This is a genomic window from Leptolyngbya sp. AS-A5 (assembly GCF_039962495.1).
Taxonomy (GTDB): Bacteria; Cyanobacteriota; Cyanobacteriia; order Leptolyngbyales; family Leptolyngbyaceae; genus Leptolyngbya.
This window is the reverse complement of sequence record NZ_JAMPLL010000003.1, coordinates 429,227-447,052: the sequence shown is the minus strand read 5'-3', so window position 1 is coordinate 447,052 and position 17,826 is coordinate 429,227. Positions and strand designations below refer to the sequence as shown.

15 protein-coding genes are annotated in these 17,826 nt (G+C 50.5%); 2 read left to right on the top strand and 13 right to left on the bottom strand.

The window, feature by feature from the left end:
* Positions 1-121: 121 nt before the first annotated feature.
* Together NC980_RS06670 and NC980_RS06665 are read right to left on the bottom strand one after the other, a co-directional pair.
* A complete protein-coding gene (locus tag NC980_RS06670) occupies positions 122-1,750 on the bottom strand; it encodes a CHAT domain-containing protein (RefSeq protein ID WP_190377987.1) in 1,629 nt (542 codons plus the stop codon).
* 45 nt (positions 1,751-1,795) lie between these two features.
* The gene (locus NC980_RS06665; RefSeq protein ID WP_190377986.1) at positions 1,796-3,940 is read right to left on the bottom strand and encodes a PP2C family serine/threonine-protein phosphatase; all 2,145 of its coding nucleotides are present in this window, start codon (positions 3,938-3,940) and stop codon (positions 1,796-1,798) included.
* Between the two features lie 177 nt (positions 3,941-4,117).
* Here NC980_RS06665 and NC980_RS06660 point away from each other — a divergent pair, with 177 nt between their 5' ends.
* Entirely contained in the window at positions 4,118-5,125 is a 1,008-nt protein-coding gene (locus tag NC980_RS06660; protein WP_190377985.1) for a two-component regulator propeller domain-containing protein, read from the top strand.
* A 95-nt stretch (positions 5,126-5,220) separates the two neighbouring features.
* Here the strand turns inward: NC980_RS06660 and NC980_RS06655 are convergent, their stop codons facing one another.
* From NC980_RS06655 to NC980_RS06610, 10 genes are all read right to left on the bottom strand, one after another.
* On the bottom strand, positions 5,221-6,564 hold the full coding sequence (locus NC980_RS06655) for an FAD-dependent oxidoreductase (RefSeq protein ID WP_190377984.1): 1,344 nt from the start codon (positions 6,562-6,564) through the stop codon (positions 5,221-5,223).
* 132 nt (positions 6,565-6,696) lie between these two features.
* Complete coding sequence (locus NC980_RS06650) at positions 6,697-8,871, bottom strand: polysaccharide biosynthesis tyrosine autokinase (RefSeq protein ID WP_190377983.1); 2,175 nt, start codon at positions 8,869-8,871, stop codon at positions 6,697-6,699.
* 40 nt (positions 8,872-8,911) lie between these two features.
* Positions 8,912-10,156, bottom strand: a complete 1,245-nt coding sequence (locus tag NC980_RS06645; RefSeq protein WP_242027068.1) for a polysaccharide biosynthesis/export family protein — start codon at positions 10,154-10,156, stop codon at positions 8,912-8,914.
* An 87-nt stretch (positions 10,157-10,243) separates the two neighbouring features.
* Complete coding sequence (locus NC980_RS06640) at positions 10,244-10,924, bottom strand: cyanoexosortase B system-associated protein (RefSeq protein WP_190377982.1); 681 nt, start codon at positions 10,922-10,924, stop codon at positions 10,244-10,246.
* Complete coding sequence (gene crtB, locus NC980_RS06635; RefSeq protein WP_190377981.1) at positions 10,924-11,805, bottom strand: cyanoexosortase B; 882 nt, start codon at positions 11,803-11,805, stop codon at positions 10,924-10,926. Before crtB ends, NC980_RS06640 begins: the two co-directional genes overlap by 1 nt.
* Positions 11,806-11,808: 3 nt before the next feature.
* Positions 11,809-12,981: a DegT/DnrJ/EryC1/StrS aminotransferase family protein gene (locus NC980_RS06630; protein ID WP_190378039.1), complete on the bottom strand. Its 1,173-nt coding sequence runs from the start codon at positions 12,979-12,981 to the stop codon at positions 11,809-11,811.
* Positions 12,982-13,159: 178 nt separating this feature from the next.
* On the bottom strand, positions 13,160-13,789 hold the full coding sequence (locus NC980_RS06625; RefSeq protein WP_190377980.1) for a DUF3611 family protein: 630 nt from the start codon (positions 13,787-13,789) through the stop codon (positions 13,160-13,162).
* 83 nt (positions 13,790-13,872) lie between these two features.
* Positions 13,873-14,292: a heavy metal-responsive transcriptional regulator gene (locus NC980_RS06620; RefSeq protein WP_190377979.1), complete on the bottom strand. Its 420-nt coding sequence runs from the start codon at positions 14,290-14,292 to the stop codon at positions 13,873-13,875.
* Between the two features lie 3 nt (positions 14,293-14,295).
* The gene (locus NC980_RS06615) at positions 14,296-14,604 is read right to left on the bottom strand and encodes a hypothetical protein (RefSeq protein ID WP_190377978.1); all 309 of its coding nucleotides are present in this window, start codon (positions 14,602-14,604) and stop codon (positions 14,296-14,298) included.
* Positions 14,605-14,737: 133 nt separating this feature from the next.
* Positions 14,738-14,908 (bottom strand): chlorophyll a/b-binding protein, encoded by a 171-nt coding sequence (locus tag NC980_RS06610; protein ID WP_190377977.1) that lies wholly within the window; start codon positions 14,906-14,908, stop codon positions 14,738-14,740.
* A 155-nt stretch (positions 14,909-15,063) separates the two neighbouring features.
* Between NC980_RS06610 and ald the strand changes: the two genes are divergently transcribed.
* Positions 15,064-16,155: an alanine dehydrogenase gene (gene ald / locus NC980_RS06605; protein WP_190377976.1), complete on the top strand. Its 1,092-nt coding sequence runs from the start codon at positions 15,064-15,066 to the stop codon at positions 16,153-16,155.
* On the opposite strand, the gene NC980_RS06600 is transcribed toward ald, so the two are convergent.
* Positions 16,152-17,795 (bottom strand): glycosyltransferase family 39 protein, encoded by a 1,644-nt coding sequence (locus NC980_RS06600; RefSeq protein ID WP_190377975.1) that lies wholly within the window; start codon positions 17,793-17,795, stop codon positions 16,152-16,154. The two genes, ald and NC980_RS06600, sit on opposite strands and share 4 nt — an antisense overlap.
* Positions 17,796-17,826 lie beyond the last annotated feature (31 nt).

Sequence of the window (17,826 nt, the reverse complement as noted above, 5' to 3'; positions counted from 1 at the left end):
TTTGATGGCTATAGCTTCAAGCCCAGTGTTACCAGTTCCGTAACTGACCTATCAATTTACGCTAAATTACTTAAAATCTCCAAACCTTTACGATCGACCTCCGTAATTCTAAGGGCAGATTTTAGTTTCTTCCATCCGCAGGCGAGACCAAGAACTCTAAAACAGAGTTCTGAGAGCCACCAAACTTAATCTGCGCCCCTGAATATAAGGGCACCTCGTAATTATGGACTTTCTGCCACCCGTTCACCGTCGAAATCCAGGTGCCATAGCGTGAAAAATCCCGCAGAAAATAGGTCGGCTGCATCGAATCAGCGCTGCGGGAAAAAATTTCCGCGTGTTTGCGCGAAACACCGGGTTCGTTCGCTAAGACCAAATCATTCTCGGTGCTCATGCCCACGCGCATCAAGCCACCGCGAATCGTCCAAATCTTGGCGTTTTCCAGCGATCGCAGCGATGCGATCGGATGCTGCCCCCCTAGCTGGCTTGGTGTATGGGGAATTTGCGTTAATCCTTCTTCGATCGGTTTAATCAATTCCCCGTTGAATTCCGGGTGCATATACAACACAGGCAATGTCCAGGCCTGGTGATTGAATCGAAACAAAGTCAGCAAATGTTGCCGCGCAACGGCAACGGATTGATCGATCGGCATTCGATCGCTCAACGCTTGAGCAAAGGCTGCGATAAAACTCAGCGCTTCTTGATCGGTAATCGAATCTCGCATCGCTAACACTGCGGGCACTCCGTGATGCAGCAACACCTCCGCCAAGCTACTTCTCGGAATCGTCTGGTGATGTTGTTCCTCTGGTTGCGCTCCCCAACACGCATTAAACACGGCTAGTTTGACCTGACAGCGAGTAAGCACCTGTGCTAGTTCTGTCCCATTCATCGGTTGATTGGGGCGCAGAAATAGCAAGCCGCCATCGGGCGCAGGAACGCCATGACCCGCATAAAACAGGACATTATAATGACCGTTCTCCAGCCGATCGATCAGGTCTGCTGAAGTCGGTTGCAGCAGCGTATCGACGAAACAAGGAGCCGCAAGCCGACCCATTCCCGGTCGCTCTCGTAGAATTCTCGAGAGCGCGGTTGCTTCTTGCTCTAACTTCAGTCGCTTCAATTCGTCGCGCTGTCTGCCTTCAAATCCAATGTTAGGCAAGTCGGGTGCGGCATCTTGTCCCAGAACCAATAGTACATTCAGGCTGGTTTCCGATCGCAGTTCCGGGAGTGCATCGACATCGGTGGTGGTGCGACTAAATAAAAGCTGCTGACTGAGCGAGATTGCCTGCTTTCCCGCATCGCTTTGCATGATCTCCCAAGGCAGCGAGATCAGATCGGGATCGCGTACATCTAATCGTACCCGGAGCGCTTTTCCTTTGCCCTGAGCGATTCCCTGGCTGCGATTTAGACTGCTCTGAATCACCCCATCAAACAGCCATTGCCACAGATTAATTCCCAGATCTTGCATTAAGCGGGCGCTGCGCGGAATCGGTTGACCGATCGGCAGCTCTGCGGCTCGGATTGGCGGTGTGCTGACCTGCGAGACGTGCGGCACGTCCGGAACTCCACGCGAGGAAAACATTTCCTGCCACGATCGCCAGTGGTGCATCAACTCGTCTGTCCATAGACAATCTCGCAGCAAATATCCTCCCCGATAAGGAGCTTCAATCACATGGATTGCGAAGTGCTGGGCTTGGGAAGCGCGTAATCGCTCGATCGCAAGACTTAAACAGGGAAGTTCAGACGGTGACATGAATTGGCAAAAGCTGGTTAACTCCAGAACTTCAATATTAATATTCTATGGGGTGGAAGGAACGTTCGGTTTTGGCAGTTCTGTTGAAGCAGTACAGGCTCCGAGTTGATTGGAATCGGGAAGGGAGAAGGGCGCGATCAAGCTTTCTTTCTGCCAACCGATGTCTCCGGCTTTAACGGCATTAGGAAGTTTAGCATCTAGATTTGGGGTGCAAACTTTTAGGCGTATCCAAGTTGATCGATCTGTCGTGGTCTGTTGTCGTCCCAGGATTTGTAAAACGGTTCCTGGTGGGATTTGTCCCACGAGTTCGCGCGAAGAATCGATCGACGGTTCAGCTTTTCTCAAAAGTGGAAGTCCTGCATCGCTTGCAGGGCGATCGAGACGAATGAGTGTGCCTGTGTCTAGAGCAAGGGGGGAAGCAGGTACAGGCGGAACGATCGGCGATTCTGCAACGGTGGGACGACGATTGCTCAGGGTGGGAATAAGTTCTGGAACAAATAGTGCCGCGATCGCGCCTGCTACACCAAATAATCCCATCAGAATCAGCAACGTTTTAAGCCAGGACGATCGACGCGGTTGCAACTCGGTTCGCAGCCCGGGCGGTGAGGTGGAAGGCGCAAACATTTGAGTTGGTTTTGTCTGTTCTGGTAGCTCACTAAGTTGTACCGTGGAGGATTGTCCGGTTTCGCGGGTTTGGCAATGAATTAAACCGACAGTCACATTATCGTGACCGTTCTGCGTGTTGGCAATTTCCACTAATCTGCGGGCAACGGCAGCAAGATCGGTTTTACCGTCAAGAATTGGAACAATTTCGCTTTGCCAGTATTCTTCGACGAGATCGTTATCGCTCAATCCATCCGAACACAATAGAAAAACGCAGTCTTCATCGAGAATAAATCGTTGGGTAGAGGGATGCAAAGTGTTTGAACTTGCCATGCCCAGAGCTTGTACGAGTGATCCCGCTGAGGAGCGCTGGACAGCCTCCCGGTATAAGGTGTACCCCGATCGAGCTTGGCGGGAGGCAACATCATCATCAAGCGTGACCTGATAACAGCCGCGTCGAGTAATGCGATAAGCGCGACTATCGCCGACATGGGTGAGATACAGTTCGTGCGCTCGCACCAGCCCCATGACGACTGTGGTTCCCATGCGTTGCCGCTCTTGTCGCCGTTCTGCATCGTTCTTTGCGGCGATCGCGTCATTGGCTCTCAGCACTGCTTCTTCGAGTCCCCACTCCAGATTCTGTGTTAGCGTTTGCGTGTGCTGCACGATCGTTTGAATTGCCAGGTTTGAGGCAACTTCTCCCCCTTCATGTCCACCCACGCCATCGCAGACAATCAGGAGGGAATGGTTCGCACCACTGGTTCCGCTTGCTGGATAACAGGCATCTTCATTACTGGAGCGGCTTGGACCCTGATCGCTGAGCGTGGCGAGTTGAATCTGTCGAGTTTGTTGGGTACTTTGGGAAGCGATCGCAGCATCTAGCACTTCAATCAAGCCTTCAGCGTTTGTAATTTGTCCTTGAATTAAGTTCTGACAGACTTGGCTAAAGAAACTTGCAATCGCAGGCTGGACTTGCCAACTTGACCAAAATTTCCCTAGTTCTGAAAGTGGAACCGTGCCACGAGCTAGCTCTAGTTCTAAAACTCTGACGCTATCACCATCTGCGAAGATAAGATGAGAATTCAGCAGCGTAGAGGCAGCTTTTTCTACGCTCAAACTGTGCCAAAGTTGTGCCAGTTGTCGCAAAAAGTGAAGCTGACGAAATCCGCAACTTGCATTCCACACTTGCTCTAATCGCGGCATCAATTGCCCAGACAAATCTTCTCCCTGTTCAGAACGCGCTCCACTTGGATAGAGCGGAGCCGATTCTAGAAAGACAATTTCGCCAACCACTGCATAGGGTTGTGGAATTGCGGGGCGTTCGGTCATCAGGTGCAAATAAGGTTCGAGCGGTGGCGGAACCTCGATCGCGCTCGTCGGCAGCCCTGGTTTTGTGTCTAATGCGATCTGACCAGACTTCATCAAAAAGCGATCGTCGATCAATTCCCCAGGTGAAGCAGTTGATCCGAGTGCCCACAGGTAACGCTTTAGAATTCGGGTGTGACAGTTGTGGCAAAACGGCTGGCTTTCAGAATTGAGCGCCTGACAAAAACAGTTGGGGCATTGCACGATCGAATCAGTTTGCATTGAAAGAAGGTCTCTACGAGTTGCCCGGTTCTGATGGCGTGAAGTATTTCTCACTCTAACAATTTTTGTCGATCGTAGCGGATAAGACGACGGTGATTCGAGTGGAATTCCGGGTTTCCTCGCGTTGCGATCGTCCAATTTGGAGGCACAATAAACCAGATTTTACTGAGATGGGCTATGTCTTTCGTGCGCCGCCGATTCGGATTTGCTTCGCTGTTGCTGGGTTTGACCATTGCCGCACCAAGTGCGACCGCTGTACCCCCATTTGCGCCGATCGCGCCGCCTCCGGTTGCGCCATCTTTACCGCAGGAGAATCAGCCCGATTTTCGAGTGGCAGGACTTCAGCGCGATTTTCAAGGCAATCTCTGGGTGGCAACTTCACGCAGCGTTGCAAAAATTGATCCTAATACCGGAAGAGTGCTTGCACGAGTGCCATTGCCGAATCTGACGATCGGGGCGCTGGCTCAAGATCGGGTGGGTCGAATTTGGGTCGGCACCAGTGAGGGACTTTGGCGCATCGATCCAAAAACGAATCAAGTGACTGCGCTCAATCTCTTTTTGCCATCGAATCGGGTGTTAGCTTTACTTGTCGATCAGCGAGGGTTTCTTTGGGTCGGGACTGATTCGGGCTTGGCGCTAGTCAGCCCGCATGAAGGGCTACTAATGACGACGCTGAAGAATTTACCGGGTGTGAGTGCCAATGCGCTCAGCCTAGATCCACAAGGTCAGCTTTGGGTGGGAACGCTCGATAGCTTAGTACAGGTTGATACAGCAACCGCCAAGATTCTTCACACTGCCAATTTGGAGGAAGGAGCGGTTCAAGCCTTAGCGCTCGATCGACATGGCTCCCTCTGGGCGGGCACAACGAGCGGTCTGGTGAAAATTGATCCGGCAAATCGGCGACGAGAGCGATCGATCACATCGCTGCGGGGACGTGAGATTCTGTCTGCGGGATTCGATGCCGTGGGCAGCATTTGGGTGGGAACCAATAGCGGCCTACTGCGCGTGAATCCTTATAATGGTGCGATCGTCGGTGAAGTGCCAAACTTGCCTTCAAATCGTGTGTTGGCGCTTGCGCCTGATACTGGGAATAAGTTGTGGGTGGGAACCAGTGAGGGGTTAGCCTGGGTGAGTATGACTAATTTTCAGACGAGACCGCATTTGCTATTTTCTAGAACGTATTAATCGCACGCTGTTAGCAAAAAAATTGCGCTTCTTTATTTTGCGTTGGCAAGGAGTAGGGGGTTAAACAGAACGACACCCCGCTCCCCACTTCACAACTAATTCAGAATTGCGATGTTTGCATTGAACCAAGTGCGATCGACCTCACAACCTAGATGCTGCTGAATTCGTAATAAGTCCTGCTCTGCATTACCCAAGCAGGTTGTAGCACCGGGTGAAGGTGTCACGTTAAACCGGATGCCATTGCCTGGATCAATCTCTGCCTGCCCCAAAATGAGCTTGCCCTGAGTTTTGTCAATTAGCTGAGGACGAATTCCACCCACTCCATGAGCAAACTCTAAATCCTCTAGTTGCAAAGATGGCACAATCTTCTGTGCATCTTTTAGAAACAGGCGACGACTGACGATCGGCACTTCAAATGCAAAGTTCTTCAAAATGTAGTTGCGAATGTCCCTCACCTTAAACAAATCCCAAAGAACAGCGCTGACACGCTGATCGAAGCGCAACACTTCCAGATAATCCACAAACGTCTTCAGGTTGTAGCGCTCTAACAAGGGCAGTGGTAGCGCCGTTGGCCCAAACCGAGTCTTTCCAGGCACAGTCACATCCGGATCGCCATGAATTGCTGCGAACGGAAGTTTATCATTCTGCACGGTGTAAACCTTGCCGTTGAGGACCTGGGGTGTAAAGTAGAAATTCCCCGCAACCGGCAAGCAAGAATATTCCAGCCCAATTCCCATGCGGTGAGCAAAGAGCAGGCTATGTCCTCCGGCCGAGACTACAACAAATCGCGCCGTAATGGAGGTGTCTGCGATCGTAATGCGGTAGTTCTGTCCGACCGGTTCGATCGACTTGACCGGACTGCCTAACATCAAATCCACTGTCTTATCTGCCACTTCTTGTGCTTGCTCCACCAGGGACTGAGCCAAAGCACCATAGTTCACGGCAGTATAGTCATCAAGCACTGCAAGCGCTACCAGTTCTTCGGGTCGATCGTGCTGGTTGAGCTTAACAACGTTCGGTTCAACCTCAGCAATTTGCACCTTTTCCAAAAGCTGCATTCCCTCAAAGTGCGGCTTGAATTCCTCGTACCGTTGCCGCAAAATTTGGCTTTCTTCGGCTCCCACGCCTAGAACCATCTTGGGATAGCGATAGATGACTTGATCGCGAATGGCTGGAGGTAGTTCAGCCGAATAGCGCACGATCATATCTGCCGATCGCCGCACCTTCAGTGCTTTTTCCAGACTGTAATTCGTCTCGATGTCGCCGCAGTGAATCGTCTGGCTGTTATTGCTAGATTTGGAATTCACAGTTGCAATTTGCGAATACTTCTCGACTAGAGCGATGCGCTTTAGATCGGTAAATTTTGCAAGCGAATAAAGTAAAGCGGTTCCTGTAACACCGCCGCCAATTACCACGACATCGTAGACCTGCTCTGCCATTTCTTTAGATTGATAGATATCCAGCTTATTCAGCCTAGCGTATGCAGGTTTGTATATGCTCCGATTTCTCAAAGAACCCTTACGATCGCGCTGATTATCTTCTCATCCCCACTTGAAATGTTGCACATGATTTCAATTGCGATCGCTCATTACCACTGTTTCCGGCGCAGATGAAGTAAACAGCCACTCTTTGGCATCATTCATCAAAGCGTCCTCCACGGCACGAGGTAATTGCACCTCAACGCCGTTCACCACTGCCCCCAGTAACCGTAGATTGGCAGTTTCAGTCAGTTGGTCGATCGCTTCTTCGAGTAAGCTTTGTTGTGTCACACCTGGACGAGTCACCAACACCATGCCATCGGTCAATGGCTCTAGCAAAAGCGCATCATTACATTGGCTCAAGGGTGGCGAATCTAAAATTACCAGGTCAAATCGCCCCCTTGCATCTTCGAGTAAACGACGGAGTTCGCTTGATTCTAATAACGATGCGGCAGACGATTGCGGCCCCGGACTGGTCACCACATACAGGTTTTCGACATCGGGAGCGAGGCGAATACAATCGCCGATATCGCCAAAATACCGTAGCGGCTCTATCTGGCTATCGGGATCAGGCGTGAGATTCACTTGGTAAGCCGCAGAAGGCGATCGCAAATCCGCTTCAACGAGCAATGTTCGCTTTCCTGCCCGTGCCGAAGCGATCGCTAAGTTATACGCCGTGACTGTCTTTCCTTCATTCTCGATCGTGCTGATGGTCATGATGACGCGCAGATCTTTGGTTTCAGTCAGTCGAAGATTGCTGCGGAACCGCTCGTAGTATTCTGCATAAGGCGAATTGGGCTTCACTAAAATCGGAGACTGTCCCGGAATAAAAGATTTGACTTGCGGCAGAATGCCTAAAATTGCCACATCGCGCTGCCGAATTACCTCACGCAAATCTTCATCCGTGTAGACTGTGCCCTCAAGCATATCGAGCAAGAAGATCACCCCTGCTCCCACAACTAACCCAACGATCGCACCGACTGCCAGCGTAATCGGAATGCTTTTCGGTGCTTTTACACTTGCAGGAGCGACAGACGGCGCTTGCGCCACACCCAAGCTACTGACGATTTCGACCTCGGCTGCTTTCGCATCGACTAGCTTCTGCTGCATCTGGTCATAGAGACTCTTTTGGCGTTTGACTTGATCTTCCAGCCTGGTGCGCTCTAGCTGCTTATTGGGAATGGTGGAAAACTGTTGTCGCAGCGCTTGCTCCGATCGCAGACTCGATGCGACCTGCTGCTGTAGCGATTCCTGCTGAGTTTTGAGATTGACCAGCGTATTTGCCAGTTGCTGTCTGGCTGGATCAAGATTGCTATCTTGGCGCACATTGGCGACAAACGGAGCGACCTGACCATTACCGCCAACCACTTCTGCGGCTCGCTTGCGGATTTCTTCTTCGTAGGCTTGCTGTTGTTTTTGGAGCGTGACTACTTGAGGATGCTCAGGGCGCAAATCTTTGAGTAAGACCGTCATTTGCGACTCGATTTGCTGAAGCTGAGCGCGTAAACTTGCAATGATCGGATCAGCGCTCAGTGCTGAAGACACATAAGCTTGGTTTGGATCAAGTCCTAATTTTCGCTGAATGCTGTTAATTTGGGCGTTAATGCCGTCTAGCTGGAGTCTCAGTTGCTGCTGTTGTTGCTGACTGCTGGCGATCGACTTAATGATGTTGCCATCTTGAGCGGCAAAGAGTTGCGGCCCTTCGGTGCGATCGTATCGCATCAAGATGCTCTCAGCTTTTGCTAGATCTTGCCGGACACTGGGCAATCGCTGTTCGATGGCGCTGATAATTGCTCTGAGGCGAGCTGAATTGTTCAATCGGCTCTGCTCAATCAATCGCTTAGAGAGCAGTGCCATCACCTCGCCGACCCGCTTTTGGTCTCCATCTTTGTAGGTGAGCTGGATTTCTGCTTTTGCCGCATTTGGATCTTTTGGATCACCTCCCCCTTTGATCTGGATCGTCGCTGCTTTTTCCAACCGCTCGGGCTTGATGCCGACCTCTTTCGCGACTCCTTCGATCACTGCTGGCGTTAATAAAGTGTCTTTTGTAAAGGTTTCGACGGGTTGACGCACCTGGGAGCCGATCGTCGAAAAAGTAATAGGCGGTGCGTTTGCCACGAGTCGAGCCTCGCCCAAGAAATCGATCGGCGGATCGGGCTGAACGGCAACGATTCCGCCCGCACTTAGACCCGCAACCACACTGGCAGGAATCACCCATTTATAGCGATTTACGGCAAGTAAATACCGTTTGACGATCGGTGGAACCATAACAAAGTCCTGTTAACACTAGAAGTTATCGATTCAAAAGTTATCGATCCCCGTTGACCCCGGTTGGGCCAAACAGCGTATCGGCACCGTTTCTCAGCTCCCGGAAAAAGAGCAAGAAGCCTAAAACGTCGCGGAACGGCTGGGTAAAGGTATTGAGCGCATAAGTGATTCTGCCAACGAGGTTGCGCCCGAGAACAATCACGTCATTATCTTCGAGGGCAATGTTTTGAGCCATATTGCCGCTCAGAATGCTGCGAGCATCAATCTCGCGAGTCACTGCTTTTTTCTGAACCGGATCAAACCGAATCAGCGCCACTCGACGTAGATTTGCGGTGTCCGGCCCCGGTCTTGCGGCAGTGAGGGCATCCAGAAAAGTGCTGCCGTTGGGCAGCGTTAGCGTTCCGAGACCATTGTTCGCGTAGCTCAATAGCCGGATGTTGATTTGCGGTTTGGCTAACGTTGATCGTGCCATCAGGGTACGATCGTAGGTCTGATCCTGTTCTGCAAGCTTGGGGATGACCACAACATCGCCGTCCTGTAGCTTCAAATCCGGTAGCGCCGCTCCGTCTTGTAAAGGAGTGACTAAATCTAGCTTCTCTTCGAGAACCGATCCATCGGATAAAAGCCGTTTGACCTGTACCGATCGTAAATCTGCCTGTCCAGTCGCGCCGCCTGCAAGTAATAAAGCGGCGGACGCACGCGGTAGGGTAAGCGTATAAAGACCCGGACGCGCAATCTCGCCTGTTACGGTGACGAGAACGGGGCGTTGATTGGTGAGTGCCACAAAGACAACTGGATTAATCACAAAACGATTCACCCCTTCCCGGATGCGTTCTTGAGCTTGAGCGATCGTCAACCCTTGCAGCGGCACTTTACCGAGCAATGGGGCGGTAATATTGCCCTCTTGGTCGATCGTCGCTTGAAAATTCAGATCGGCAAATCGCTGCACCTGCACAGAAACGGTATCGCCCGCCCCCAAACGGTAAAGACTAAACGTTTTGACAGGCGGAACGACTGGCGCTTGTGCATTCGGAGCTTGTGCATTTGGAACAGAGGGCATTGCCGATTCTCGAAGTTTTTGCCGCGCCTGCTCAATGATTTCAAGCGGGGATGGGCGTGTCGGCAAAGGAGCAGAGGGTTGAGCAGGCACAGCGAGATCAGACGCAACCGCGCTTCGGGCACTCAGCCAAATTGACAGAGCAGGAGTAACAGAGTATACACCCGTCATTAGTAGCGAAGTGATCCAGCCGCGTGCATTCGGGAGGTGTAATTGAACTAGAGGCATGGGACAGCCATTCGTGTTGCGATCGTGCTCATTGTAGTGAGATGCACCCCTCTGACATCCGAGTTTTCCGCTTCGGTCTGCCCAAATTTATCGGTTTGAGCGCAGAATTTGATTCGTCAAGGTGGATTGTACGGTTTGTACCAGTGATTCGAGCTTGCTGCGATGGGGTTCGATGTCTTCGAGCGGCTCGATCGGTAATATCACGCTGACTGCCACCCAAGCCGCTCGCCGGTTCTGCCATTGGGCGAGACGATCGCGGATAAACCACTGAATCGGAGCCGGGTGTCCACCGTCTTCCCAGGCATACCAACGCATGACGGCATAGGTTTGTCTCGGTGTCCACGCCCGCAGAAATTCAACGGTGATCGAATGGGTTTGGATTTGACGATGGGAATCGGTTTTCCAGCGCTGGAAGCCGTCGAGATCTGTCCATTCGACTTGCGGCTGCGCGATCGATTTCGTCTGTGGCAGAAATAGAACGGTTGCGATCGTTTGGGTTGCGTCCTGAATTTCCTGGCGCATCCACTTGTGTTCACCGACTTCGGTCGCTTGTTTGGTGATTGCTTTCCAGCCTGGAAACTCGATTCCGACTTTTTTCAGCGCTTTCAAGTTGTCGAGTACGGCAACCGGGGGTGGGGCTGTCCAGCGCCATTGCCCATTTGAGAGATATCCAGGTAATGCGCCTACACCAACAAATCCGCTCAACATCAGCAGCAAGACAACTTTTGGCAGATTGAGCCGGAGTGATTTAGACAAAGAAGACAGCATCAGGATTCGGGGCTGGATGGTGCGAAAAACTTTTCCATCTGGTTTGACAGCACTATTAGTAAGCCCAGCATTGCTGCAGAGTAGACATCTCCACCCCAACCGTCATGCAGGAGATGAAACGCTGTTTCTTGTCCTGTGCCGTGGAAGAACGTCAGCAATGTGTTGCGGATAATATTAGCGGTGACGCTGATGAGAACAGTTCCAATCATGAAAGTAATACAGAAAGAACGCGATCGGAGATTGTTTGTCCAATACAGCAGCATCAGCCCCACATATAAGCTAGTGAACAGCATCTTTAATCCGGCACAATAAGGTGCAACTTCGACGAGACGATTGTTTACGAACAGATAAATATTTTCTACTCGCACAGCCATACCGAACTGATTCAAGATAAATCCTGCTGTCCCTGCGATAAAGCTCTGAAGCGGCATTGTGTAAGGGGCAAGTAGGTAAGGAATCTCGTTCGGCGTTGCGAGAAAAACAAGCAGGAGGGCGAAAGCCTGCAATCTTAAGCCAGACACTCCTTTGAGCCAGAGGCAAACGCCAGTTAGCAGAATTGGAAACGACAAATTAACCGGCTCAGGCAGCCCACTGAGATAAAACAATCCTGCGACCAGCAATAATCCAAGACCGACAAGCCTAGCTGATCCCACTTCATCCGCAAGCCGTATCCAGCGCTTGCGGTTATACCAAGCAATATTGGCGGCAAACGGCAGTCCGATTACACCATGACTGAAGTATTCGTGTTCGGTGCTGATTGATTTTCTGATCCAGCCGTCATACCAATGAACCAGCAACGGAGCATATAACGCCGCAATTAATCCCAACAGGACAATATTGCTCCAGTAGCGATCGAGAAATGACAAGCGCCGAATTTGCATAACTTAAGCTGAAATCTGAACAACATTGGGAGCCGCGAGGCTCTCTTCGATCGTGCCGACGACTTGGATCACTTGCGCTTCGGTTAGGCCAGGATACATCGGTAGCGAAAGGATTTCTTGACATAACCTTTCAGAAATCGGGAAATCTCCTTCTCGATAGCCCAAGTGTTTGAATGCAGGCTGCAAATGACAGGGCAAGGGATAGTGAATTCCAGCCTGAACGCCTCGAAGCTCAAGGCGTTCTTGTAGAGCCGTGCGATCGATCCATCCCGCTTCCGACTGCAACACGCGCAGGACATAGAGGTGATATACATGACCTTTACCGCTCTGGTTTTGGATCGGAACCAGTCCGCGTGAATGCAGGGGATAGAGCAGCGCGTTATATTGTTCCGCAATCTGAAATCGATCGCGGTTCCAATGCTGGAGATAAGGCAGCTTTACGTTCAAAACCGCAGCTTGAATCGAGTCTAAACGGCTGTTCGTGCCAAAGTCCGTATGAAAATACTTGCGGGGAGCGCCATAGTTTCTCAGCGATCGTACCTTTGTCGCGATCGCTTCGTCTTTTGTGACGACCATGCCGCCGTCGCCCAATGCGCCTAAATTCTTGCTGGGATAAAAGCTAAAGGCAGCCGCAAGCCCGATCGATCCAGCTCGAACCCCCTCGCATTCTGCCAAATGTGCCTGTGCCGCATCTTCAAAAATCACTAATTCGTAGGTATCGGCTAAATCTCTTAACCGACTGGGGGAGACCATCTGCCCGTAAAGGTGAACAGGAACGATCGCTCTAGTCCGAGGTGTAACGGCTCGCTCTGCCGCAGCTAAATCGATCAGCGCCGTTCTTGGATCGCAATCGACCAGAACGGGTGTCGCCCCACAGCGCAACACTCCGATCAGCGTCGCGATAAAGGTATTCGCAGGCAGAAGCACCTCATCGCCCTGTCGGATGCCACAGGCTTGCAGTCCCAACGCGATCGCATCGGTGCCACAGGCAACTCCAATTCCATGCGCGACTCGGCAAGCTTTTGCAAACGCCTGCTCAAATTCTTTTACCGCTTGTCCCACAATGTAGTCTCCTCGCTCAAGCACTGTATGAATGGCTTGTTCGATTTGAGACTGGATCGGTTGGTGTTGAAGCGTGAGATCGACGAATGGAACGGTAGGAGAGATGCTCTGCATACTAAAGCTGCCAGATGGATGAGCAAGCCGAGTAGAAACCCCAGGGAATCTAAAAGTCATTGCGCTTTATAAGAGTGACAGATCTTATTGAGCGCCAAATTTCGAGTTCTGTCTGGTTCAGAGTACCCAAGGAAAACCACTTCGATGCAGACGAGATCTGAAGAAAAGGTAAAGCTTGCTACTGGCGATGCAGCCAATTAACGGTTGCAACTGAGGCGATCGTGCCCAGAAAGTGCGCCGTAACTCCGATGACGTTTGACATTGCCACAAAGACATCTAGTGGACGAATAATCCGGGCGGGGTCATAGATGGCGACTCCTTGGGGTTGGGAAATCGCTTTCGACAGCAGGACTCCTAAAGTTGTGCCGCTGCCTAAGATGGTGAATGCCATGCCGAGAAATCCAGCAATGATGCCAAGTCGTAGCACTTGCATCACGTCGCTTTTTTTGGGATGGCGCTCTGTGCTCGGATGGCGAAGTCGCCGCGCAAATAAAGTGTGCCGAAACGCCAGAAAAGCCGTGAACAGTAACGTGGCAATGCCGCAGACTGCCCAGAAGATGCCGATTCCGAGTCCTGGTGTCGTGACGCTGCCGAAGTTATCAACGGGTGCGCCCGGAGCGATAAAATTCGCTGCGGCTTGATTAAAACTTCGTCCTGCGATCGCAAATAGCAGCAGAACTGCGGCGACGATCGCTAATCCAAGCTGCGTGATCACGCCGAGCCATCCAATTAAGCGTAGGACTTTACCAATCTGCCTTAACTTATGATCATTGTCCTCGATCGTAGGGGGTTGTGTGGTGGGGTGCATTTTGCTCTCCTTTGACTTGCTTCTAGTTCACACGCTAGGCAAGAGGAGTAGGCTTAACGACTCTCTCTAGAACGATCTATCAATTAATTCATATCTGCTTCAAGGTTGGGGCAAATTTTGGTGTGGATTAGTTCTGGTGCGGGTTGCTCTTGCCATTGAGAAAGAACGCTTTGCAGTTCAGCCCGGAGCGTATGGAGTTGTTCGATTTGCGCGGTGATTTGAGCCACTTTGTCTTCGATTTGTTCTTTAACTTTTTCGCAGGGCAAAATTCCCTGGTCGTGTACCGCCAAAATTTCTTTCACCTCAATCAAGCTCAATCCTAGAGACTGCGCTCTTCTGATAAAAGCAAGACGCTCAATCACTTCGGGCATAAATAAGCGGTAGCCGGACTGCGATCGCTCGACAGTCGGTGTGAGCAGTCCGATATCGTCGTAGTAGCGAATTGTTTTTACAGGTAGACCGCTTTTTGTAGCAGCTTCACCGATTTTCAGAACAGAATTCATTGTTTAGCGTGGCTTTTTAGGCATCGATAAAGGAGGGAGCGATCGCGCGGCTGAGGTTTCAAGTAGAGCGCGAACGGGGACTTGTCCGGGTCGAGCAGAGGGGGTGACTCGAATGGGTTCAGGTCGTCGAGACAGCGACCACCAGCGAAGAATGAGCGCGATCGTTACAGTGCTAAATCCAAACGCGGCGAGCGAAGTGCTGTGGTCAATGCCGCCGATCGCAACGTTCATCATGCCTGCGGTGAGAATAAAGGCAGAAATGGGTTCTTTACGATAAATCGTTCTTAGAACGTGGAACCATAGAGCATTCATAGCGTTTTCCGGGTTGCGCTTTATCTTATTTTAAAGCGATCGACTGAGAGACGGTAAAATCTCTCAGTCTTGCTCTGAATTTATTTTTAATAGGCTGAATTTTGGCTGAGATTTCAGCAAAACTCCAAAATTTCTAAATCAGACCTAACCAGGTCAACAGCCCTTGTCCGGTGACGTATTCTACAACCAGCGTCGCGACAAATCCAATCATTGCTGCACGTCCGTTCAAGCGTTCTGCGTAATCATTGAAGCCGAACTTTGGATTCTCTAGCTTAGGAGTTGTGGTGGGTTGAATTTGAGTCATGATCAAAAAGCCTCTGCTTAACGTGAAGTGCAAACCCGTTTAGAAAGCGGATCTAAACAGTTCTTCATCTTATTCTAAACTCGTCTTGCATTGGACTACGATTCACATGGAGATTGCCGATTAAGCTATAGATAGCTTGTCGATCGAGGTTGATCATGGAAATTGGTGTGCCGAAGGAAACGAAGGATCAAGAGTTTCGCGTGGGATTAAGTCCAAGCAGTGTCCGGGTGCTAGCTGAACAAGGGCACTCGGTGTTTGTAGAGTCGAATGCGGGAATCGGATCGGGATTTAGCGATGCAGATTATACACAGGCAGGCGCGACGATCGCGACGCATACCCAGGAGGCTTGGGATCGAGAGCTTGTGATCAAGGTGAAAGAGCCGTTAGTTTCCGAATATCATTACCTTCAGAAAGGCAAAATTCTGTTTACGTATTTGCATTTAGCTGCCAATCGCCGCTTAACCGAACATTTGCTTGATTCTGGTGTAAGTGCGATCGCTTACGAAACGGTTGAACTTCCAGATAGACGCTTGCCGTTGTTAACGCCGATGAGCATTATCGCGGGGCGACTATCGGTGCAATTTGGAGCGCGATATTTAGAGCGGCAACAGGGCGGGCGCGGTGTGTTACTCGGTGGAGTTCCGGGAGTGAAGCCGGGACGAGTGGTGATTCTGGGTGGGGGAATTGTTGGAACCGAAGCGGCGAGAATGGCGATCGGGATGGGCGCACAGGTGACAATTTTGGATGTGAATGTCGATCGATTGTCTTATCTTGAAACTATTTTTGGTTCACGAGCAGAGCTACTGTATAGCAATTCGAGCCACATTGAAGAACTCGTACCGCAGGCGGATTTGCTGATCGGGTCTGTGCTCATTCCGGGACGAAAAGCTCCGACTTTAGTATCGCGGGAATTGGTCAGTCAGATGCGATCGGGTTCAGTCATCGTGGATGTGGCTGTGGATCAAGGCGGCTGTATCGAAACATTGCATCCAACTTCACATACAGAGCCAACCTATGTAGACGAAGGTGTTGTGCATTATGGGGTGCCAAATATGCCCGGGGCTGTTCCCTGGACTGCAACTCAAGCATTGAATAACAGTACATTGCCGTATGTGATGAAATTGGCAAACTATGGAATGACAGCGCTCGATCTTGATTCTGCGTTAGCGAAAGGCCTAAACGTGCAGAATCATCATTTGTTCCATTCAGCCGTACAAGAAGTGTTTCCAGATTTAGCGCGAGTCTAGCGACAATCGTAGCCAACATAAGGAATACCAATGCGGTATTGCTGGTTTGGATTCCGATCGCACCTCCGCTTCTGAACGGTGACTTGAGCCGGAAAATCACGCATTCTTAAACCAGGCGCGATCGCCCAAAATTTTTGAATGGGAGGAGCCTCGACCTTCAGTGTTGCTAACTTTTGCCAAAAAGTGTCATAGCCTTGCGATCGAGAAATCAGCGCGAATCTTGAAGGCTGACACAGTTGCGGCTGTTGTTTTTCTTCAGTTTGAATTGCTAAAGCAAAGCCTAATCCTAAAGCAATGTCTTGAAAATCGTTGTAGCCCATAACGATAGCACTACAGTTCTTAGACAAGATATTGGTAGCAACACGATCGGGCGTAAACGGCTTGAGAAACACTAAGTTAGACACCACGAAAACGCAGCTTAAACCACCGATAAAATACAGCAGCAATGGTTTTTCATACTTAGAAGGCTGCAACTTCCAAAAGCTTGCTCCGATCAATGCACAAACTGCTGGATAGTAGATGAAATTGTATCGTGGCACTTGAGTAATGTCTTTGCCGAGGAGATAGACGATCGCCACAAATTCAAGAATGACGGCAATGACAAAACTTGCAAGCATTAATGTTTGCCAATGCGTTTGTGGATCGTTCCACAGGAGCTTTAATCCTTTTACAATGCACCAAACAATCCAGCCTGCCAACAACAGCATTGCGATCGCAGATAGCACAATCATCCAAACTGGCTGATACTCCACCGGAAACGCTACCACCATGACAAGCCAACCTGCGACAAACTGATATAGCGGAACTAGAAAGCTCCACCATGCAGCAGTAGAGGTTTCGAGCCAATCTGTTTCAGGACGACTGATATGACTGATAAAAGTTGGGAGCCAAGGAAAGCAAATTGCAACTATTCCTAAGCCTGCAAGGACGATCGCACCCCAAGTTTGCCACCAGAACGTTAAGGGGTGCCTCGATTTCAATCGAATTTGCAGCACCAACAGCGCGAAAAGCTGAGCGACGATCGCTAATACTAAAAAATAATGGACGTAAAAGCCAACACTATTTACAACGCTCCAACCCATCCAAATTTTAGAAGAGTGCTTCTGTTGAAGCAAATCTTGTTGAATCCGAATCAATCCAATGAGTGCCATGATTACAAACAATATCGGAATGGTATAGTGACGCGCTTCTTGAGAGAGATAGATCGCAAACGGTGATACCGCCATGACCAGAGCCGCGATCGTTCCCGCGCTTGGAGAAAACGCCACTCGATTCAGCCCATATGAGAGCGCGATCGCAGCAACTCCCGCAACTGCACTTAACGAGCGCGCTCGCCATACCCAATCGCCCGGAACCCATTGCAGCCATTGATGCAGCCAGCAAAAAAATAGCGGCGGATGAACCGACTGTACCGAAACTGTTTGAGCAATGTTCGCGCAGGTTGTAGGATTCAGTTGAAAAAACTGATCTAACACCGCAACGGTAAAAAACTGCTCTACTGGCACTTCAAGATAATTCCGCCCCATGCTAAAGATTGCGGTAATCACCTCATCCATCCAGAGCGGTTTTGCGTCAAGATTCCAAAACCGCAGAACCGCACCAATTAGTAGCGCCGTGATTAAGCCAAGCCAATGAGCCAAGAGAACCTCGATCGAGACTTCAGCCCGAACT